Origin of the sequence: Nocardia puris (assembly GCF_003315035.1) — a bacterium.
GTDB classification, from domain to species: domain Bacteria; phylum Actinomycetota; class Actinomycetes; order Mycobacteriales; family Mycobacteriaceae; genus Nocardia; species Nocardia puris.
The window spans coordinates 1-19,168 of the sequence record NZ_QNRE01000005.1; the positions used below are offsets into that span (position 1 = coordinate 1).

Below are 19,168 nucleotides of genomic sequence, written 5' to 3' on the forward strand. Positions count from 1 at the left end.
TGGCGACGCCGACACCAGCATCGCGCCCGCACCAGCCACTACCAGCGACGATCCCACCTCACACCATGATCACGAAGTCCGGCTGGAGTACTAGATCACGCGCAGCTGGGTAGATCGTCGGCCCACCCTCAGGCGGCTTCGCCAGGCGAACCATCAACCAAGGAAACGGCCCCGAATTCGTGACGGTTCACCCGGTCGGGATCAGCACAGCCACCCAGTTGGTCAAGACTCTCCATCACACCGAAGTTGCTTGGCGCGCCACGCTCCACAGCCTCGTCGGTACCCACGAGAAAGAGTGAACGGTGGTGCGCCTCGTTTGGGCACACCACCGCTCACTGTTGTCGGCCGACCACAACAATCCGCCCGGGGGCTGCGTCACCCGTACCCGTACACACTGTATTCTTGCCGAATACATAGCAACCGGGCGCGGATCAGGCGAACCCTTCGGTGCGATGACCTGCGACGATCCGTTTCGCGGGCACACCGGTAACTCATCGGGGATGGGCTGACCCGACCACCTCCCTTACCGGAGACGGCAGGCCGAACCAACCCGAACCTCACCCGGCCGCCTTATACGCGGAGAGGCGGAAAAGGAGGCGGGCATGCGTAAGAGTTTGATCGGGGGTGCGATCGCGTTGGTTGTGCTCATCCTGCTCGCAGTCGGCACGTACCACCTCATGAACTCCCGCACCTATCAACTCGCGGGCCGCCTCGTCGATCGCGTCGACACCTCCGACAAAGTCGTCGCACTCACCTTCGATGACGGCCCCAGCGAGCGCACCGGCGAAATGCTGGAAGTGCTTGCGGCAGCCGACATCCCGGCCACTTTCTACCTGAACGGCCGCGACCTGGCCGCCCACCCGGAGGCGGGGCGGGCGATCGCCGAGGCCGGCCACGAAATCGGGAACCACACCTACAACCACCGCCGCATGGTCTTCGTCTCCGGCGACACCGTGCGCGACGAAATCGACCGCACCGACGAGGAAATCGCGAAAACCGGCTACACGGGCCCGATCACCTTCCGCCCGCCCTACGGCAAAAAGCTGTGGGCCCTACCGCGATACCTCTCCGAGAACGACCGCACCACCGTCATGTGGGACATCGAACCCGACTCCGGCAAGCGCGCGAGCGCCGACGAAATCGTCACCGAGACAGTCGAATCCGTCCGCCCCGGCTCCATCATCCTGCTGCACGTCATGGGCTCCGCCCCCCAGAACCGCGACTCCGTCGCGGCCGTCCCGCGCATCATCACCGAACTACGCTCCGCCGGCTACTCTTTCGTCACCATCTCCGACCTGCTGCGGCGGTGATTCACAGCATTCCGTAGGCGCGGTCGGGGGTGAAGCGGGCCAGGACTCGGCGTTCTTCGACCATGGCGCGGCGGTAGTCGGACCAGTCGGGGTGTTCGCCGGAGGCGGCGCGGTAGTAGTCGACCAGGGCGTCCACGGTGGGGTCGTCGGGGGCGGCCGCGATGGGGGTCAGTTCCACTGTGCCTTCGAGGACCGCGTAGGCGAAGAAGTCGTCGCGGGTGACGTGCAGCGCGGCCCACGGGTCGCGGCGCAGGTTGTGGTACTTCGCGCGGTCGGCGGTGATGGAGATGCGGATGACGTCGTCGTCGCCGAGCAGGTGCAGGACGTTGGACAGCTGGGGGCGGCCGTTGCGGCGGATCGTGGCCAGCACCGAGCGGCGAGCGGTGCGCGCGAATTCGAGCCCTTCGGAGAGTTCCATATGATGTGCAACCCGGCGGCGCTGCGAGTCGTTCCGCGCGGTCACTCCCGGTGGTAGGCCGCCTGCGCCTCGTGCACGCGCGGCATGTTCCGCTCCACCACCCGGATCAGCCCTTCGAGCTGTTCGGCGACTTCCGCGCCCAGGTCGGTGAGGGTGTATTCGACGCGGGGCGGGATGGTCTCGTGCACCTCGCGATGCACCATGCCGTCGCGTTCCAGGGCTTGCAGGGTCTGCGAGAGCATGCGTTCGCTCACACCGTCGACGCGGCGGCGCAGCGCGCTGAACCGGTAGGGACCCTCGCGCAGCGCGACAAGGGCGAGGATGCCCCAGCGGCTCGCCACGTTCTGCAAAACGGGGCGTGACGTGCAATTTCTCGCGAAGACGTCGGCCTCCAGCGTCGGGTCGCCGGTGTCGGCGGACGCGGTCTGCCGGGTGCTCATGGATCCGATGGTACCGGCCTTGACCACAGCGATGACGGAATGCATAGTGCTTACGAATAGTTAGTACTTGCGGAACCGTACTCAACCCTGGAGGAAGTCATGACCGTCGCCGTCACCGGAGCCAGCGGACAGCTCGGCCGTCTCGTCGTGGAGGAACTGCTCCGCGCGGGCGTCACGCCCGTCGCGATCGTGCGCGACCCGGACAAGGTGGCCGACCTGGCCGAGCGGGGCGTGGACGTGCGGCGTGCCGACTACTCCGACGCTGAAGCCCTGGACCGCGCCCTCGCGGGTGTGGACCGCCTGTTGCTGATCTCCGGCAACGAGTTCGGTGAGCGAATCACGCAGCACACCAATGTGATTCGAGCGGCCGAGCGCGCGGGCCTCGACCTGCTCGCGTACACGAGCATCCCGCGCGCCACCGAAAGTCCACTGGTGCTCGCGCAGGAGCATCGCGGCACCGAGGCCGTGCTCGCGGAATCGACTGTGCCGCATGTGTTGCTGCGCAACGGGTGGTACTGGGAGAACTACCTCGGCGGTCTCGCGCACGCCGTCGAATCCGGTGTGCTGTCCGGCGCCGCCGGTACCGGAACCGTCGCGGCCGCCACCCGCGCCGACTACGCCGCGGCCGCCGCCCGGGTGCTCACCACGGACGGCCATGCGGGCCAGGTGTACGAGCTCGGCGGCGATCGGCTGACCTATTCCGAACTGGCACAGGTGATCTCGGAGGCTTCCGGCAAGCCGGTCCGCTACGAGAACCTGTCCGAGGCCGACTACGCCGCGGCCCTGGTGCAGGCCGGGCTGCCCGAGCCGTACGCCAAGGTCCTCGCCGATGCCGACGCCGGTGTGGCAGGCGGCTGGCTCGACGTCACCTCCGGCGATCTCGAGAAGCTCATCGGCCGCGCCCCCACGCCGCCTGTCGAGGTCTTCCGCGCCGCCCTGGCCTGAGATCGGATGCGTGGTCCTCGTTTACGTCGATGTCGCCCTGTGCTCCGAGCGGGTAGTCGGGCCGCCGGATTCCCGCGCCTCGTCGCCGTGGAGGTGCATCCGTTCGCCGCGCCGGCTCGGCCACAGGCGGCGCGGGGCGCGCCGGCAGGTCGACTTGCCGGCGCGCCCGACGAGACGTCGATGCCGCCCTGGTACGTGGGAGTCGATCTGGAACTATCTGGCTCCGAGATGCATTCGGGTGCAGGGGGATTCGGCGTCGAGCTTTACCGGTTCACCCACTGCACCAGTTGCAGGATGATCCCGTTCGGATCCCGCATCTGGAAGTACCGCTCACCCCACTCCTCGGTCTCGATCGGCGTCACGATCTCCACCCCCGCGCCGCGCAACCGCTCGTACTCGGCGTCGATGTCCTCGACGGTGAACGCCACCAGCAGCCCGTCACCCGCCGGCCCCGCCGCACTCGCGGGCTTGAAGGTGGACAGCCCGACCCGCAGGTAGACGATGCTCATCCCGGCCTCCGGATGTCCCAGCGACACGAAGCCGTCCGCCGACATCAATTCGGAAAACCCCAGGTGATCGATGAGAAAGCGGGCCGAAGCCCCTGGATCCGCGACATTGAGCGAAAGGGTGGACTCGGTGATACGCACGGCGCCTCCTAGGCTTCGGCAAATACTCCGTACTGAGTGCGGTGAATGTTGTACGAAAGATTTCGCCGGGCTGCCATGTGATGTGGGTCACTGACACGACCGGCCCCGCGCCTGGGATCCAGCCGGAGTGACCGAGGCTCGGTGTCGGGGATGGCGAGCGACCACGCGGTCGTGTCGACCGCCGGGCTCGGCATGCGCCCAACGGCGGGGGTCCGGCATGAGCGAGTGCATGCCCTGGTCAGGGCGTCCTGGAGTGTGGCGCAGCGGCTCCGCCCGCGGCTGCGATCGAACACGGGTTCGACGTACGTCCTCGCGGAGGACGACCCCTTCGATTGGGATGCCATCGACCCGGACACCACGCGATTTCTCAACAAGGTGTGGAACACCTACGGGGGTATCGCGGCGTGGAAACTGCGCAATATGACGCACGACGAGCCGCCGTGGCAACCGCATTTCGTCCAAGCGTCCGCGATATCGAGATCCCGGTCGACGAAATCGCCGAGTATTTCGCCGCGCGACGTGGGCGGTAGCCGAGCGGAACGGCGCAGGGCGACGCGGTCGGCCCTGCCGTCCGGCGAACGCTTCGATCTGCCCGCGCCACCGGCCGATTCGGCCGCACTCCGGTGTTCTGCCTGCATCATCTGCAACCGGGGTTCGACGTCGCCGCGTTGCGGGACAAGGACGCGCAGGCGCAGTTCGCGCTGACCCTGCACCAGCGAGCGAAACTGAGTTGGCAACAGGTCGGGCAGTCGGGCAGGCACGGCAACGGAACGGAGCTCATCCCGGCGAGATCAGGGCGCCCATCCCGGATCGGTTCCGGGATCAGGAGAAGTTCGTGGCGTTCCGGTGCAAGGGCAAGTTGCCGATGCTGGGTGTGCGGATCAACGAGGTATTCCATGTGCTGTGGATCGAGCGGCAGTTCGGGGAGGTGTATGACCACGGGTGAGTCCGGGGCTCGCGAACTTCGCGCGGTAGCGGCGGGGGGAGATGCCGACGTCGTGGGTGAAGGTGGCGCGGAAGGTGACGGGGGAGCCGAAGCCTACGTCGAAGGCGATGCGTTCGATGGGGGTGTCGGTGGTTTCGAGGAGTTCGCGGGCGGCGGCGAGGCGCTCGGCGGCCACCCAGCGCATCGGGGTGGTGCCGGTGTCGCGGTCGAAGCGGCGGGCCAGGGTGCGGGGTGAGGTGTTGGTCGCGCGGGCGAGGTCGGCGAGGGTGACGGGTTCTCGCAGGTGCTCGCGGAGCCAGGAGCGCAGGTCGTCCAACCATCCGGCCGGTTCCGAGAGCGGTTCGGCGGCGACGTACTGGGCTTGATCGCCGTCGCGGTGGGCGGCGATCACCAGGTTGCGGGCGATCGTGTTGGCGGCGCGCTCCCCGTGGTCGTGGCGGATCAGGTGCAGGCACAGGTCGAGTCCGGCCGCCGAACCGGCGCTGGTGAGGATTCCGCCGTCGTCCACGTAGATGGCGCGGGCGTCGACCTCGACCTCGGGGTACACGCGCTGGAGCAGGGGCGCGTGGCGCCAGTGGGTGGTGGCCCGGCGGCCGTCGAGCAATCCGGCTTCGGCGAGCGCGAACGTGCCGGTGCACAGCGACGCGACACGAGCGCCCCGCTCGGCGGCCGCGCGCAGCTCCCGCAGCAGCGGTTCGCCGACCGGACGTCCGGGCGGTACGGCCGGGATCAGCACCGTGTCGGCCGCCGCGAGCTCCCGCAGCGGATACTGCGGAGACAGCCGCGCGCCGGTGTGCGTGCGGACGCCGCGCAGATCACCGCACAGCCGGACGTCGTAGAGCGGCGCCGCACCCGGATCCCAGTCGTACCCGAGCGCCTCCAGCGGCATACCGATCTCGAACAACGTCATGCCGTCGACGAGTGGTACCGCGATCGTGGGCCGAGTCATCGTGCCCCTTTCTGGCGGTGGCAATTTTCCATCGTTTTATGTCGATTCTGCCACTCCTCCCGGCCGCCCGCCACTGCCACCATCGGGGTATGGACATCGCGAACGAAATCAACAAGGAAACGCCCGACCGCACCGAAACCGTTGCCGCCGAATCGGTTACCGCGCACCAGGCGCCCTGCCTCACCACGCCAGGCAAAGGGTTCCTCCACGCCCTACGCTCGACCGTCCGCCAGCTCGCCGACGGCCTGGACGCCTCCTCTCGCATCCGCCACGGCCGCCCGGTCCCGCCCCGCCACCCCGCCCGCAACCCGTCGGAATAGCGCACCCGTCACCCGGCGCGCGTGCCGCCCCGACGCTCGGCGAGATGTTCCGCGGCATTCCCGGTCCGATGCGAACCCCCACTTCCTCCGCGGGGATCACGCCGTGCTCGTCGCAGACCACGTGCGCGTGCACGTCGGCCCCGCACTGTGCGTGCTGGTACAGGATGGGCGGCTCGATGGGGGAGGCCCATTCGTCGCCCCACTCCGTCAACGCACAGCGTCGCCGCCGATCTCAACCGCCGTGCCGTGTTCCCTCCCTGCGCTGACCGCCCCGATCAGCGAACCGCCCTGTCGGCGCGCCCCCGTCCAAGACGACCATTCCGTCCACGGGCCACCGTTCAAGAGAACTGACAGCCCTACACCCCATCCCGCTGAATACGCAGCGCGGTGATCGTAGCGGCCAATCCCTCGTATTGATTGATGAGCAAGACGATTTCGATGAGCGACCGCTCGTCGTAATGCGCGGCCAACTCCGCCCACGTCTCGTCATCGATATCGCGGGTCTCCACCATCCGGTCCACGGCGGCGAGCAGCGCCCGGTGCTTGGGCGACCAGCCGGGCGCACTGGGACCGGTGCGGAGGCGGTCGAGAATCTCCGGCGTGACGCCGGCGCGGCGGCCGAGGCGGATGTGGTGGTCGGTCTCGTATTCGCAGTCGCGCAGGTGGGCGACGCGCAGGATCACCAGTTCGGATTCGTGCCGGGGCAGCCTGCCGCCCGGCATGAGCTTGCCGGAGTAGTGCAGCCAGCCGCGGAACAGCCCCTTGGTGCGCCCGAGGGTGCTGAACAAGTGGGCGTCGCGGGTGCCCGTCGCGCGGGAGAGCACCTGCCAGACAACCCAATTGATCGGGCCGAGCTCTTTGATGCGCCCCGGCGCGATGCGTGGTTGCGACGTCGAAACCATGTCCCTGCCTTCCGTACCGACAGCGAGCCTACCGGGGCGTATGGACGTTCCAGTGGTTTTCCCGGGTGTGTACCGGCATCATCAGTACCGGCGCGCGCCGCCGGGGATGTCGGCGGCGCGCGGAAACGAACCGGTCGGGCAGGGGTCGAGACACATGCTGGTGAAGGTCGGGTCCGGAGGGCAGCTCTCCGGCGCCGAGCAGGAGTTCGTCGACTGCCTGCGTTCGTTCCGCTCGACCGGCCTGCTCGCGGTCGGCGTGCACGCCGGCGACAACGGCGCCCGCCGCGTCGACGCGGTGCTGTTCACCCCGCGCGGTGTCGCGGTGGCCGAGGTGAAGGGGTTCCGCCGCAGGCAGAGCGGCATTCTGAAGCTCACCGACGAGGGCCCGTGGACCATCAGCGACACCGCCGCCGACTTCGACGACGAGGACACCGCCGACCCCGTGGATCGGCTCGAGCGGAGCGTTTACGCCGTGCGCACCCAGCTCGAACGCGCCCTCCAGAACCCTGGCCACGTAGCGGGATTGGTCGCGCTGATCCCGTTCCGGGGTGTGGTGGTGCGTCCCGCGCACACCACGGTGCGTCCGGGCCTGGACGTGGTGGTCGCCAATGTGCCCGACGCGACCGAATTGCGTATCTATACCGAACGTTTCGCGTCCGGCCCGCGCTCCTGGTCGGCGGATCGCGTCCTCGGTGCGGCCGCAGCGCTCGGCATCGAACCACTCTCGCGCGAGGAGTTGATCGCCGACGGTTTCGAAGTGCTGGCGGCGCATTCGCACCTTCCGGTCGCGGCCACCCCGCAGCACGCGCCCGCTCCGCCGCCGGCGCCGACCCGGAAATCGGCCGTCGCGGCGTGGACGGTGTTCGCCGTGGCGTGCGTCGGCATCGTCGGCGTCCTGGCCGTGATCGTCTCGGCCGTGGCCAAGGACACCCCGGGCTCGAACTCCGATCAGCGATCGGTCACCACCACGACGGCCGATCCCACGCCCCCGCCGGCCGCGCCCCGCACCTGCTATCCGTTCCAACCCGACTGCTGATCGCGCCCGCGTGCGGCTGCCGGTCCGATCACCTTGCCGCGCTGCCGAATTGGTGCCTTCGACGCCGGTCCGATCGGCGATCGTGCGGTCCGCCCCGATCCACACCGAAGCGCAAAGGGTCCACACGATCCAGCCCCTCAATCCCGATCGTGTGGACCCCTGGTCCGCGTCAGTCGCGGACGGCGCGCCCGAGCCGAGTCAGTTTCAGCGCCTGCTCGGCGCGGGCCAGCACGTGGCGGCGGGCCGATCCGATGTGGGCGACCAGGGTGTGCAGCGCGAGGTCCACCTCGCCGGCGAGCAAGCGTTCGGCGATGGCGATGTGCTCGGCCGTCATCGTCGCGACCCGCTCCGGGGTGGGCAGGTCGAGCGTGCGCACCGGCCGCACCCGCACGTACACGGCGGTCAGCGCCTCGGCGAGCGCCGCGTTGCCCGCCGCCGCCAGCAGCGTGAGGTGGAACCGCTCGTCGGCGGCCACCAGCGCCGGACCGGGCTCGCCCGGTTCCGCGCCGAAACGCTGCCACCACTCCAGTTCCGCCTCGATCACGGTGAGGTCGTGCGCGTCACCGTCGGCGAGCACGCGCTGAATTCCCCTGGTCTCCAGCACCATTCGCAGCTCGAACAGGTTGTCCAGCTCCTCGAGGCGCGGCCGGTACGGGTAGAGACCGTCGGGGTGGCGCTCCACCAGCCCGTCGGCTTCCAGTCGGGCCAGCGCCGCGCGCACGGGAGTGCGTGAGGCGCCGTAGATCTCGGCCAGTTTCTCCTCGCCGAGGCGTTCGGTGGGGACCAGCGCGCCCGCGGCCAGATCCCGCCGCAGCGAGCGATACACCCGCTCGCTCAGCGGGACCCGCCCCTTGCCGTTCACCGTGACGCTCAGATCGCCATGGCCGAGCGGACCGCGCTCGCCGCCTCCGCGCCGCCCTCCCCGGTCGAGGTCACGCGCCCGGACTCGAGCACGTAATAGCGCTGTGCCGCTTGCAGGGCGAAGCCGATGTGCTGTTCCACCAGCAGCACGCTCAGCCCGCCGCGTTTGGTGAGATCGATGATGGTGCGCTCGATTTCGGCCACCACCGACGGCTGGATGCCCTCGGTGGGTTCGTCCAGGATCAGCAGTTTGGGTTCGGTGATCAGCGCCCGCGCGATCGCCAGCTGCTGGCGCTGACCACCCGAGAGCAGACCGGCCTTGCGCCCCAGCAGTTCTCGCAGCGCGGGGAACAGGTCGAGCGATTCGTCGATCAGCGCCTTGCCGCGTTTGCGGCCGTCGGCCACCACCTGGAGGTTCTCGGCGGTGGTGAGCTGGGGGAAACTCTGCTGGCCCTGCGGCACGTACCCGATGCCGCGCTTGACCCGTTTGGACGGCGAGTACTTCGTGACATCCTCACCGTCGAAGTGGATCCGGCCGGATTTCACGCCGAGCAGCCCGACGGCGGTGCGCAGCAGGGTGGTCTTGCCCGCGCCGTTGTGGCCCATGATGGCGACCACGCTGTCGTCGGGGACGGTGAGCGAGACGCCGTGCACCACCTCGGTACGGCCGTACCCCGAATGGACGTCAGTGAGTTCGAGCATCGGCGGACTCCTTGGTCTCGTCTTCCAGTTCGGTGCCGATGGCCGCCGCCGTGCCGAGGTAGACCTCCTGCACCTTCGGATCGGCCTGCACCTGTTCGACCGTGCCCTCGCTGAGCACCTTGCCGCCCGCGAGCACCGTGACCGAGGTGGCGAACGCGCGCATGAACTCCATGTCGTGCTCGACCACCACCACGACGCGCTCACCGCCGATGCGGCGCAACAGGTTTCCGGTCTCCTCGCGCTCCTCGGCGCTCATGCCCGCGACGGGCTCGTCGAGCAGCAGCACCGACGCGTTCTGCACCAGCAGCATGCCGATCTCGAGCCACTGCTTCTGGCCGTGCGCCAGGACGCCCGCGGGCTTGTCGCGCAGCGCGCCGAGCCCGGTGATCTCCAGTGCCTCTTCGATACTCGGCAGCACCGACTTGCGCCGCCGCAGCAGGGTGAGCGGCGAGCGGCCCGCGCCCGCGGCGATGTCGAGGTTCTGCAGCACGCTCAATTGCTCGAAGACGCTGGCGGTCTGGAAGGTCCGGCCCACGCCGAGGCGCGCGATCTGATGCACCTTCTTGCCGAGCAGTTCGGTGCCGGATTTGGTCGCCGACCCGCTCGCGGGCACCAGGCCGGTGATGGCGTCGATGAGCGTGGTCTTGCCCGCGCCGTTGGGGCCGATCAGGAAGCGCAGATCGCCTTGCAGCACGGTGATGTCGACGTCGCTCACCGCCTTGAACCCGTCGAAACTCACCGAGAGCCCGCGGATTTCGAGGTATTCGCTGTCCATACCGGCATTGCCGCCGGGCTTCGGATCGTGACTCGGTGCGGTCATCGCGATTCCACCTTCTCCTCGGTGACGGCTTCCTGGACCTCGACCGGCGCGCTGGGCGGAGATTTCGGCGAACGGCGGAATCTACTGTCCAGCAAGCCTTTCAGCGCGGGCCACAGCCCGGCCAGGCCCGCGGGGATGAAGCCCACGACGACGATGAACAGGATGCCTTGCAGGTAGGTCCATCCCGACGGGAACTGTTCGGAGAACGTGGTCTGCGCCCAGGCCACGCCGATCGCGCCGAGCACCGGGCCCAGCAGCGTGGTGCGTCCGCCGATGGCCACGCCGATCAGGAACGCGATGGAGGGCACCACGCCGATGTCGGCGGGGGAGATGATGCCGACGATCGGAGTGAACAGCGCGCCGGCGATGCCCGCGAAGAACGCGGCCACCACGTAGGCGACGATCTTGACGTTGGCCGGGTCGTAGCCGAGGAAGCGCACGCGCTCCTCCTGATCGCGCACCGCGACGAGCAGTTCGCCGTAGCGGCTGTGCATGAGCTGGCGCGCGATGGCCACCACCACGAGCAGGGTGCCCGCCGCGATGAAGAACAGCATCTGCCGGTTCGCCGGATCGGAGAGCCGGAATCCGAAGAACGCCCGGAAGTCCGAGAGCCCGGTGAACCCGCCGAGCGCCTGCTGACCGGTGAGCAGGATGGCCATGGCCGCGGCCAGCGCCTGGCTCAGGATCGCGAAGTACGCGCCCTTGACGCGGCGCTTGAACACGCCGTAGCCGAGCACGGCCGCGATCAGCGCGGGCACCACCAGGATGGCCAGGATGGTGACCGGCGCGGAGGCGAAAGGCTGCCAGATCGTGGGCAATTCGCGAATGCCCGCGATCTGCATGAAGTCGGGCAGGTCCTGGCCCAGGCGCGCGGCGTCGGCCATCTGCATGTGCATGGCCATGATGTAGGCGCCGAGGCCGAAGAACACGCCCTGGCCCAGGGTGAGCATTCCGCCACGGCCCCAAGCCAATCCGATGCCGACGGCCACGATCGCGAAACAGAGGAACTTCGCCAGCAGGTTCAACCGGAAGTCGCTGAGCACCGCGGGCGCGACCGCGAACAGCAGGATCGCGGCGACGCCGAATCCGGCCCACGCGGTGGCCGAGGAGTGCTCACGCCACCGTTGCGTCAACGAGGTCATGCCAAACTCCTTGTGCGGACGGTGAACAGGCCCTGCGGACGGACCTGCAGGAAGATGACGATGAGGACGAACACGATCACCTTCGCGATGGACGCGGTGGTCGAGTACTCGATGAACGAGTTGAGCAGCCCGAGCGCGAACGCGGCGATCACCGTGCCCTTGATCTGGCCGAGGCCGCCGATCACGACCACCAGGAACGCGTCGATCAGGTAGCTCTGCCCGATGGTCGGGCTGGTCGAGCCGATCAGCGTGAGCGCGACGCCCGCCACGCCCGCCAGGCCCGAGCCGATGAAGAAGGTGCTGATATCGGTGAAACGGCTGGAGACGCCGCTGGTTTCGGCCAGCCCGCGGTTCTGCACGACCGCGCGGATGCGCCGGCCCAGCGGGGTGGTCTTGAGCGCGATCGCCAGCGCGGTCACCGCGACGACGGCCAGCACCAGGATGAAGATGCGGGTCTTGGGCACCACGGCGCCCAGGATGGTCACGCCGCCGCTGAGCCATTCCGGCGCGATGACGTTCTTGGCGGGCGCCCCGAAGATGTCGCGCGCCAACTGCTGGAGCACCAGGCCCACGCCGAACGTGACGAGCAGCGTGTCCAGCGGACGGTCGTACATCCAGCGGATCAGGCCCATCTCCAGCGCCGCGCCCAGCGCGCCGCCGACGAGGAATCCGACGAACAGCGAGACGATCAGCGACACCCCTGCCGAGGAGATCACCTGCTGCACAACGTAGGTGGTGTAACAACCGGCCATGATGAACTCGCCGTGCGCCATGTTGATCACGCCCATCTGACCGAAGGTCAGGGCGAGACCGAGCGCGGCGAGCAACAGGATGGACCCCAGGCTCAGCCCCGTGAAGAGCTGGCCGACCAGTACGTCCACGTCAGGACTCCTCCGATGTCGGGCCGATGCGGTGCGCCCGGGACAGCCGAGCGCACCGCATCGGGAAACGATGGATTTACAGGCCCTCGGCCCACGGGTAGGACTTCAGGTACGGGTCCGGATCGATGGGGCCCTCGGACTCCCAGACCGTGTAGATGAGGCCGTCGGGGCGGATCTCACCGATGCGCGCGGTCTTGGTGATGTGGTGGTTGGAGCCGTCGATGGTGACCTTGCCCTCGGGGGCGTCGAAGCTCACGCCGTCGGCCGCGGCCTGGATGTCGGCGGTGGCGAAGGAGTTGGCCTTCTCCACGGTGGCCTTCCACAGGTAGACCGAGGCGTAGGCGGCCTCCATCGGGTCCGAGGTCGGCTTGTCGGCGCCGTAGGCGGCCTTGTAGGCGTCCACGAACGTCTTGTTCGCCGGGGTGTCCAGCGTCTGGTAGTAGTTCCAGGCGGTGAGCTGGCCCGCGATGTTCTGCGCGCCGATGCCCGCGACCTCCTCCTCGGCGATGGACACCGAGATGACCGGCATCTGCTGGGCGGTCAGGCCCGCGTTGGTGTACTCGCGGAAGAACGCCACGTTGGAGTCACCGTTGAGGGTGTTGAACACCGCGCCCGCGCCCGCGCTGCGGACCTTGTTGACGATGGTGGAGAAGTCGGTCGAGCCCAGCGGGGTGTAGTCCTCGCCCTTGATCTCGATGCCGTTGGCGGCGGCGTACGCCTTGATCTCGCGGTTGGCGGTCTGCGGGAACACGTAGTCCGAGCCGACCAGGTACAGCGAGGTGACGCCCTGCTCCTTGAGGTAATCCAGGGCGGGGACGATCTGCTGGTTGGTGGTGGCGCCGGTGTAGAAGATGTTCTTGCTGTCCTCGAGGCCCTCGTACTGGACGGGGTAGTACAGCAGCGAGTTGAGGCTCTCGAACTTCGGCTTCATGGCCTTGCGGCTCGAGGAGGTCCAGCCGCCGAACACCGCGGCGACGCAGTCGGAGCTGATCAGCTTCTCGGCCTTCTCGGCGAAGGTCTTCGGGTCGGAGGCGCCGTCCTCGAGCACGAGCTGGATCTGCTTGCCCAGCACGCCGCCTGCGGCGTTGATCTCGTTGACGGCCATCTTCACCGAGTTGGCGACGGTGACCTCGGAGATGGCCATGGTGCCCGACATCGAGTGCAGCGAGCCGACCTTGATGGTGTCGGAGGAGGTGTCGACGCAGGAGGCCGCGGCGGCGCCGGGCTCGGCGTCGTCCCTGGCTCCGCAGGCGGTCAGCAACAGGCCGGCGAGCGCCAGCGCGGTCGGGGCGGCCAGTGCTTTGGTCAGCCGGGGGCGATGCCGCCGGGCGGCACGGGGTTCGGACATCGGGAAGTTCCCTCTCACTTCATCTGATGTGCGCGGCACTGGCTGCGCCGCACCGAACACACGCGTTTGTCCCGGTCATGGCTGTAGACGGGGACGTATACAGCGCCTGTATTCGTGGTGGGAACACTAGACAGGAGTTGTTGCGCCGGAATATCTCTCGATGACGACTCCGTTGCCGATGTTTCGGCGGTGTGAAAACTTCCCGGCTACCGGAGGGTGAACGGTTGTGAGGATCACACCGCCCGCCGGTGCCACCTGGGGACCCGGCGCCGCGTGGCTACGGTTGCGTAGCGTCTCGCGGGTGCGGCACGCTTCGGATCGAAGGAGCGTCCGCACACCCGAACACCGCGGCGGGGTCCGCGGCCTGAGTCTCAGGAGGACCAGGTGGGGCATTACCAGGCGAATCTGCGCGATATCGAGTTCAACCTCTTCGAGGTGCTCGAACTGGACAAGCTGCTCGATTCCGGCGCCTACGGCGATCTCGACGGCGACACCGTCCGGGAGATCCTGGCCGAGGTGCGGCGGTTGGCCGAGGGGCCCATCGCGGAGTCCTTCGCCGCCGCCGACCGCGATCCCGTGGTGTTCCGGCCCGAGACCTTCGACATCACCGTGCCCGAACCGCTGCGCAAGACGATCCAGGCCGTGCGCGAGGCCGACTGGGGGCGGCTGGGGATGCCGGAGGGAATGGGCGGCACGCCCGCGCCCGCCGCGCTGGTGTGGGCGGTGAACGAGATGATCACCTGCGCCAACCCCAGCGCCAGCTTCTTCAGCATGGGCACGGTGATGGGCGCGGTGCTCTACACCGTGGGCACCGATCAGCAGAAGCATTGGGCCACGGTGGGTTACGAGAAGGGCTGGCAGGGCACCATGGTGCTCACCGAACCCGACGCCGGGTCCGACGTGGGCGCCGGGCGCACCAAGGCGATCCGGCAGGAGGACGGCTCCTGGCACATCGAGGGCGTCAAGCGGTTCATCTCCGGCGGCGACGTCGGCGACACGGCGGAGAACGTCTTCCATCTGGTGCTGGCCCGTCCCGAGGGCGCGGGGCCGGGCACCAAGGGCCTGTCGCTGTTCTACGTGCCCAAGTTCCTGTTCGACCACGACACCCTCGCCCTCGGCGAGCGCAACGGCGTGTACGTCACCGGCGTCGAGCACAAGATGGGCCTGAAATCCTCGCCCACCTGCGAATTGTCCTTCGGCCTGAACGGCACGCCCGCCAAGGGCTGGCTGGTCGGCGATGTGCACGACGGCATCGCGCAGATGTTCCAGGTGATCGAGAACGCGCGCATGATGGTGGGCGTCAAGTCCTCGGGCACGCTGTCCACCGGCTACCTGAACGCCCTGGCCTACGCCAAGGAGCGGGTGCAGGGCGCGGATCTCACGCGGATGACCGACAAGGAGGCTCCGCGCGTCACCATCACCCACCATCCCGATGTGCGCCGCAGCCTCGCGATGCAGAAGGCGTACGCCGAGGGGTTGCGCGCGGTGTATCTGTACACCGCCGCGCATCAGAATGTCGATGTGGCGCAGCTCGTTTCGGGTGCCGATGCCGATCTGGCGCACCGCGTGGACGATCTGCTGCTGCCCATCGTCAAGGGCGTCGGCTCCGAACGCGCCTACCAGTACCTCACCGAATCCCTGCAAACCCTCGGCGGTTCCGGGTATCTCCAGGACTATCCGATCGAGCAGTACATCCGCGACGCCAAGATCGACTCGCTCTACGAGGGCACCACCGCCATCCAGGCGCAGGACTTCTTCTTCCGGAAGATCCTGCGCGACAAGGGCGTAGCGCTCGCGCACGTCGACGGACGGATCAGCGCGTTCCTCGACGGCGAGAGCGGGCGATTCGACCGGGAACGCGCGCTGCTGCGCACCGCCCTCGACGACGTACGCGCCATGACCGCCACGCTCAGCGGTTACGCCATGGGCGCCCAGGCCGAACCCGCCGAGCTGTACAAAGTGGGGCTGGGTTCGGTGCGCTACCTGCTCGCCGTCGGCGACCTGATCATCGGCTGGCAGTTATTGCGGCAGGCCGAGATCGCGGCCGCCGCGCTGGCCGGTGACGCGGCCGAGAAGGACCGGCCGTTCTACGAGGGCAAGGTGGCGACGGCGAGCTTCTTCGTGAAGAACGTGCTGCCGGGGCTCTCCGCCACCCGCGCCGTGCTCGCCGCGATCGACAACGACATCATGGAACTGGACGAAGCGGCGTTCTGAGCGCGCGGCGGCGGATCCGTTGTCGCGCGACAGATTCGCCGAGCGGCGTAGCCCTGGCGTTCGCCTACTTCAGCACGTACGGCGAGACCGAACTGCGGTGCTCGCTGATATCGAGCACCTTGCCCAGCGGCGGGAACGCCCGCTGCGGGCAGTTGGCGCGCTCGCACACCCGGCAGCCCGCGCCGATCGGGGTGGCCTGCACCTGGTCCAGATCGATGCCGTCGGCGTAGACGACGCGGCCCGCGTGGCGCAGTTCGCAGCCGAGGCCGATGGCGAAGGTCTTGCTGGGCTGGCCGAACCGGGTGGCGCGGCGCTCCACGGTGCGCGCCACCCACAGGTACTTGCGGCCATCGGGCATCTGGGCGATCTGCGTCATGATCTTGCCCGGGTAGGCGAACGTCTCGTACACGTTCCACAGCGGGCAAGTGCCGCCGCTGGAGGAGAAGTGGAAACCGGTGGCGGACTGGCGTTTCGACATGTTCCCGGCCCGGTCCACCCGCACGAACGAGAACGGCACCCCGCGCAGTTTCGGCCGCTGCAAGGTCGAGAGCCGGTGGCAGATGGTCTCGTAACTCTGGGTGAAGAACGCCGAGAGCCGCTCGATGTCGTAGCGGAAGTCCTCGGCCACCTCGTGGAAGTGCGTGTAGGGCAACACCATCGCCGCCGCGAAGTAGTTCGCCAGGCCGAGCATCGCCAGCTTGCGCGCGTCCTCGGAGGCGAAATTGCCCTCCGCCACCAGCTTTTCGAGCAGATCGGCGCATTCCAGGTAAGCGAGTTCGGCGGCCAGTTTGAAGGTGCGCTGCCCGCCGGACAGGTGCGGGGCGATCTCGAGCACCCGGTTGTCGGGGTCGTAGCGGTGCAGCACGCCCTCGCCGAGATCGATGCGCTCGACGATGCGCACGTCGTGCGAGCGCAGCCGCCGCGCGATCTCCGACGGCACGTCGCCGCCGTGGAAGCGGATGCGGGCGGTGAGATCCTCGGCGGCGGTGTCGAGTTCGTGGATGTAGTTCTGCCGCTGATAGAAGTAGTCGCGCACCTCTTCGTGCGGTTTGCTGATGGTGGCGCTGCCCGCGCCGTCGGCGAAGCGGTCCTCGGTGGCGGCGGCGAGCTGGGCACTGGTGTTGCGGTAGCGGTTGTGCATGGCGACCAGCGCGCGGGCCATGCTCGGATGCGCGGAGACCATCTCGGCGATCTCCTGGGTGTCGGCCTCGATGCCGAGCTCCTGGTCCATCACGACCTCTTGGAGTTCGGCGATGAGCCGGGTGTCGTCGGCGGAGGAGAAGAACGTCGCGTCGACGCCGAAGACCTCGCTGATCTTCAGCAGCACCGGCACGGTGAGCGGGCGCACGTCGTGCTCGATCTGGTTCAGGTAGCTGGCCGAGATCTCCAGCTTCTGCGCCAGCGAGACCTGGCTCAGCCCCCGTTCGGTGCGCAGCTGGCGAAGCCGCGCCCCGACGTAAGTCTTGGCCATGTGTCCAGCTTATGGCGGTATTCGCAGCGGTGCCAAGCGAAATTAGCAACAGAGCTGAGCTGTATGTCACAGCCAGGCGCTACCGTCGAGGGGTGTTGTTCGCGGATGTGGTGCTGACCTCGGAGACCGTGCGCGCCACCCGGTCCCGGAAGACGAAGATCGCGGCCATCGCCGCGCTGCTCGGCGCGGCCGAACCGGGGGAGATCGAGCCCGTGGTCGCCTGGCTCTCCGGCGAGCTGCGGCAGGGGCGCGTGGGCACCGGGTGGCGCACCCTGGCCGCGCTCGACGGCACACCGGCCACCGCCGCCACGCTCACCGTCACCGACGTGGACGAGGCGTTCACCGAGCTGGGGGCGATCGCCGGGCGCGGGTCGGGGGAGCGCCGCAAACAGTTGCTCGGCGCGCTGTGGGGCGCGGCCACCGCCGAGGAGCAGTCCTTCCTGGTGCGGTTGCTCGGCGGGGAACTGCGCCAGGGTGCGCTCACCGCGCTGGTCGCCGAATCGGTCGCGGTGGCGGCCGATGTACCGGTCGATCTGGTGCGCCGCGCCTACATGCTCTCGGGCGCGCTGCCCGTCACGGCGCAGGCGGCGCTCGGTGGCGGGGTCGACGCGCTGACCGCGTTCCGGCTGGAGGTGGGCAGGCCGATCCAGCCGATGCTGGCCGCGCCCGGCGGCGCGCTGGACGAGACGCTGTCGGAGTTCGGCGGGGACGTCAGCGTGGAGCACAAACTCGACGGCGCGCGCATCCAGGTGCACCGCGACGGTGCGGAGGTGAAGGTGTTCACCAGGACCCTGCGCGATATCACCTCGGGCGTGCCCGAACTGGTCCACCTGGTCCAGGGGTTGCGCTGCACCAGCGTGGTGCTCGACGGCGAGACCCTCGCGCTCACCGACGCGGGCCGCCCACGCCCGTTCCAGGAGACCATGAGCCGCTTCGCCACCGCCGACCCGAGCGTGGAATCGGCGGTGCCGCGGGTGAATTCGACCCGGGAACTGCTGCTGCACCCGTACTTCTTCGACTGTCTGCACCTGGACGGCCGCGATCTGCTCGACGCGCCGCTCGCCGAACGCCGCGCCGCGCTGCTCCAGGTGGCGGGCGAGCACGCCATCCCCGCGCTGCTGCGCCCCGACGAGGAGGCGGCCGCCGAGTACTTCGACGGCGCGCTGGCGGCCGGGCACGAGGGCGTGATGGTGAAATCGCTGTCGGCGCCGTACGCGGCGGGCCGGCGTGGCCGGGCCTGGCAGAAGATCAAGCCCACCCACACCCTCGACCTCATCGTGCTCGGCGCGGAATGGGGCTACGGTCGCCGCACCGGCTATCTCTCCAACCTGCACCTCGGCGCCCGCGACCCGCGCACCGGCGACAACGTGATGGTCGGCAAGACCTTCAAGGGCCTCACCGACGCCCTCCTGCACTGGCAGACCGCCGAGTTCCCGCGCCACGAACGCGCCCGCGACGAACACACCGTCTACCTGTGGCCCGAACTCGTCGTCGAGATCGCCCTCGACGGCGTGCAGGTCAGCACCCGCTACCCGGGCGGGGTCGCCCTCCGCTTCGCCCGCGTAGTCCGCTACCGCCCCGACAAGGAACCATCGCAAGCCGACACCATCGACACAGTCCGCGCGTTGCTCCCCGGCAAACCCTCCCCCGAACCCTCGGACGCCTGAGCCGCAGACCCGGCCTCCAGGCAGGTTCCGCCTTGTCTTCCGGGGGCGAATTGTCTTGCCGGAGTCTCCCCATGATTTCGTTGGCACATGGGTAACTCACCGGGAACGCTCAGAACCCGACCGCCCGCCGATCTCCGGCCCGGCTGGGA

20 protein-coding genes are annotated in these 19,168 nt (G+C 68.7%); 7 read left to right on the forward strand and 13 right to left on the reverse strand.

Annotated elements, in window-relative coordinates:
• Positions 1-128: 128 nt before the first annotated feature.
• Positions 129-287 (reverse strand): hypothetical protein, encoded by a 159-nt coding sequence (locus tag DFR74_RS35995; RefSeq protein WP_157115807.1) that lies wholly within the window; start codon positions 285-287, stop codon positions 129-131.
• Positions 288-602: 315 nt separating this feature from the next.
• Between DFR74_RS35995 and DFR74_RS15780 the strand changes: the two genes are divergently transcribed.
• On the forward strand, positions 603-1,310 hold the full coding sequence (locus DFR74_RS15780; RefSeq protein WP_067505658.1) for a polysaccharide deacetylase family protein: 708 nt from the start codon (positions 603-605) through the stop codon (positions 1,308-1,310).
• A 1-nt stretch (position 1,311) separates the two neighbouring features.
• On the opposite strand, the gene DFR74_RS15785 is transcribed toward DFR74_RS15780, so the two are convergent.
• Both DFR74_RS15785 and DFR74_RS15790 read right to left on the reverse strand, forming a co-directional pair.
• Complete coding sequence (locus tag DFR74_RS15785) at positions 1,312-1,728, reverse strand: PPOX class F420-dependent oxidoreductase (protein ID WP_067505661.1); 417 nt, start codon at positions 1,726-1,728, stop codon at positions 1,312-1,314.
• A gap of 41 nt (positions 1,729-1,769) precedes the next feature.
• The gene (locus tag DFR74_RS15790) at positions 1,770-2,168 is read right to left on the reverse strand and encodes a winged helix-turn-helix transcriptional regulator (protein WP_067506370.1); all 399 of its coding nucleotides are present in this window, start codon (positions 2,166-2,168) and stop codon (positions 1,770-1,772) included.
• Positions 2,169-2,267: 99 nt separating this feature from the next.
• Between DFR74_RS15790 and DFR74_RS15795 the strand changes: the two genes are divergently transcribed.
• Complete coding sequence (locus DFR74_RS15795) at positions 2,268-3,113, forward strand: SDR family oxidoreductase (protein ID WP_067505664.1); 846 nt, start codon at positions 2,268-2,270, stop codon at positions 3,111-3,113.
• 263 nt (positions 3,114-3,376) lie between these two features.
• Here the strand turns inward: DFR74_RS15795 and DFR74_RS15800 are convergent, their stop codons facing one another.
• The gene (locus tag DFR74_RS15800) at positions 3,377-3,760 is read right to left on the reverse strand and encodes a VOC family protein (protein ID WP_067505668.1); all 384 of its coding nucleotides are present in this window, start codon (positions 3,758-3,760) and stop codon (positions 3,377-3,379) included.
• Between the two features lie 192 nt (positions 3,761-3,952).
• On the opposite strand from DFR74_RS15800, the gene DFR74_RS37985 reads away from it, so the two are divergent.
• Complete coding sequence (locus DFR74_RS37985; RefSeq protein WP_369123285.1) at positions 3,953-4,465, forward strand: type II toxin-antitoxin system antitoxin SocA domain-containing protein; 513 nt, start codon at positions 3,953-3,955, stop codon at positions 4,463-4,465.
• A gap of 176 nt (positions 4,466-4,641) precedes the next feature.
• Here the strand turns inward: DFR74_RS37985 and DFR74_RS15810 are convergent, their stop codons facing one another.
• Positions 4,642-5,655, reverse strand: a complete 1,014-nt coding sequence (locus DFR74_RS15810; protein WP_067505674.1) for a GlxA family transcriptional regulator — start codon at positions 5,653-5,655, stop codon at positions 4,642-4,644.
• A gap of 89 nt (positions 5,656-5,744) precedes the next feature.
• Between DFR74_RS15810 and DFR74_RS15815 the strand changes: the two genes are divergently transcribed.
• Positions 5,745-5,975 carry a hypothetical protein gene (locus DFR74_RS15815; RefSeq protein WP_067505677.1) on the forward strand — a complete coding sequence of 77 codons (231 nt, stop codon included), beginning with the start codon at positions 5,745-5,747 and terminating at the stop codon, positions 5,973-5,975.
• A 356-nt stretch (positions 5,976-6,331) separates the two neighbouring features.
• On the opposite strand, the gene DFR74_RS15820 is transcribed toward DFR74_RS15815, so the two are convergent.
• Positions 6,332-6,877: a carboxymuconolactone decarboxylase family protein gene (locus tag DFR74_RS15820; RefSeq protein ID WP_067505681.1), complete on the reverse strand. Its 546-nt coding sequence runs from the start codon at positions 6,875-6,877 to the stop codon at positions 6,332-6,334.
• A gap of 154 nt (positions 6,878-7,031) precedes the next feature.
• On the opposite strand from DFR74_RS15820, the gene DFR74_RS15825 reads away from it, so the two are divergent.
• Entirely contained in the window at positions 7,032-7,913 is an 882-nt protein-coding gene (locus DFR74_RS15825; protein ID WP_067505684.1) for a nuclease-related domain-containing protein, read from the forward strand.
• 169 nt (positions 7,914-8,082) lie between these two features.
• Here DFR74_RS15825 and DFR74_RS15830 read toward each other — a convergent pair whose 3' ends face one another.
• The 6 genes from DFR74_RS15830 to urtA all read right to left on the reverse strand — a co-directional run bounded on the left by DFR74_RS15830 (position 8,083) and on the right by urtA (position 13,667).
• A complete protein-coding gene (locus tag DFR74_RS15830) occupies positions 8,083-8,775 on the reverse strand; it encodes a GntR family transcriptional regulator (RefSeq protein ID WP_067505687.1) in 693 nt (230 codons plus the stop codon).
• 8 nt (positions 8,776-8,783) lie between these two features.
• Positions 8,784-9,476: an urea ABC transporter ATP-binding subunit UrtE gene (gene urtE / locus DFR74_RS15835; RefSeq protein WP_067505690.1), complete on the reverse strand. Its 693-nt coding sequence runs from the start codon at positions 9,474-9,476 to the stop codon at positions 8,784-8,786.
• On the reverse strand, positions 9,460-10,296 hold the full coding sequence (gene urtD, locus DFR74_RS15840; protein ID WP_067505694.1) for an urea ABC transporter ATP-binding protein UrtD: 837 nt from the start codon (positions 10,294-10,296) through the stop codon (positions 9,460-9,462). The genes urtE and urtD overlap by 17 nt, the downstream gene beginning before the upstream one ends.
• Positions 10,293-11,438: an urea ABC transporter permease subunit UrtC gene (gene urtC / locus DFR74_RS15845; protein ID WP_067505697.1), complete on the reverse strand. Its 1,146-nt coding sequence runs from the start codon at positions 11,436-11,438 to the stop codon at positions 10,293-10,295. Before urtC ends, urtD begins: the two co-directional genes overlap by 4 nt.
• Positions 11,435-12,319 (reverse strand): urea ABC transporter permease subunit UrtB, encoded by an 885-nt coding sequence (gene urtB / locus DFR74_RS15850; RefSeq protein WP_067505703.1) that lies wholly within the window; start codon positions 12,317-12,319, stop codon positions 11,435-11,437. Before urtB ends, urtC begins: the two co-directional genes overlap by 4 nt.
• 76 nt (positions 12,320-12,395) lie before the next feature.
• Positions 12,396-13,667, reverse strand: a complete 1,272-nt coding sequence (urtA, locus tag DFR74_RS15855) for an urea ABC transporter substrate-binding protein (protein ID WP_067505706.1) — start codon at positions 13,665-13,667, stop codon at positions 12,396-12,398.
• 384 nt (positions 13,668-14,051) lie between these two features.
• Between urtA and DFR74_RS15860 the strand changes: the two genes are divergently transcribed.
• A complete protein-coding gene (locus tag DFR74_RS15860) occupies positions 14,052-15,881 on the forward strand; it encodes an acyl-CoA dehydrogenase (protein WP_067505710.1) in 1,830 nt (609 codons plus the stop codon).
• A 64-nt stretch (positions 15,882-15,945) separates the two neighbouring features.
• Here the strand turns inward: DFR74_RS15860 and ramB are convergent, their stop codons facing one another.
• A complete protein-coding gene (ramB, locus tag DFR74_RS15865) occupies positions 15,946-17,352 on the reverse strand; it encodes an acetate metabolism transcriptional regulator RamB (protein ID WP_067505713.1) in 1,407 nt (468 codons plus the stop codon).
• A gap of 92 nt (positions 17,353-17,444) precedes the next feature.
• Between ramB and DFR74_RS15870 the strand changes: the two genes are divergently transcribed.
• Positions 17,445-19,019: an ATP-dependent DNA ligase gene (locus DFR74_RS15870; protein ID WP_067505716.1), complete on the forward strand. Its 1,575-nt coding sequence runs from the start codon at positions 17,445-17,447 to the stop codon at positions 19,017-19,019.
• The last annotated feature ends 149 nt before the right edge of the window (positions 19,020-19,168 follow it).

Coding starts and splice junctions, on each gene's coding strand:
- urtE (WP_067505690.1), bottom strand. CDS start 9,476: ATGCTCGAACTCACTGACGTCCATTCGGGGTACGGCCGTACCGAGGTG.
- urtD (WP_067505694.1), bottom strand. CDS start 10,296: ATGACCGCACCGAGTCACGATCCGAAGCCCGGCGGCAATGCCGGTATG.
- DFR74_RS15790 (WP_067506370.1), bottom strand. CDS start 2,168: ATGAGCACCCGGCAGACCGCGTCCGCCGACACCGGCGACCCGACGCTG.
- DFR74_RS37985 (WP_369123285.1), top strand. CDS start 3,953: ATGCGCCCAACGGCGGGGGTCCGGCATGAGCGAGTGCATGCCCTGGTC.
- DFR74_RS15815 (WP_067505677.1), top strand. CDS start 5,745: ATGGACATCGCGAACGAAATCAACAAGGAAACGCCCGACCGCACCGAA.
- DFR74_RS15785 (WP_067505661.1), bottom strand. CDS start 1,728: ATGGAACTCTCCGAAGGGCTCGAATTCGCGCGCACCGCTCGCCGCTCG.
- DFR74_RS15820 (WP_067505681.1), bottom strand. CDS start 6,877: ATGGTTTCGACGTCGCAACCACGCATCGCGCCGGGGCGCATCAAAGAG.
- urtA (WP_067505706.1), bottom strand. CDS start 13,667: ATGTCCGAACCCCGTGCCGCCCGGCGGCATCGCCCCCGGCTGACCAAA.
- DFR74_RS15810 (WP_067505674.1), bottom strand. CDS start 5,655: ATGACTCGGCCCACGATCGCGGTACCACTCGTCGACGGCATGACGTTG.
- urtC (WP_067505697.1), bottom strand. CDS start 11,438: ATGACCTCGTTGACGCAACGGTGGCGTGAGCACTCCTCGGCCACCGCG.
- DFR74_RS15825 (WP_067505684.1), top strand. CDS start 7,032: ATGCTGGTGAAGGTCGGGTCCGGAGGGCAGCTCTCCGGCGCCGAGCAG.
- ramB (WP_067505713.1), bottom strand. CDS start 17,352: ATGGCCAAGACTTACGTCGGGGCGCGGCTTCGCCAGCTGCGCACCGAA.
- DFR74_RS15780 (WP_067505658.1), top strand. CDS start 603: ATGCGTAAGAGTTTGATCGGGGGTGCGATCGCGTTGGTTGTGCTCATC.
- DFR74_RS15795 (WP_067505664.1), top strand. CDS start 2,268: ATGACCGTCGCCGTCACCGGAGCCAGCGGACAGCTCGGCCGTCTCGTC.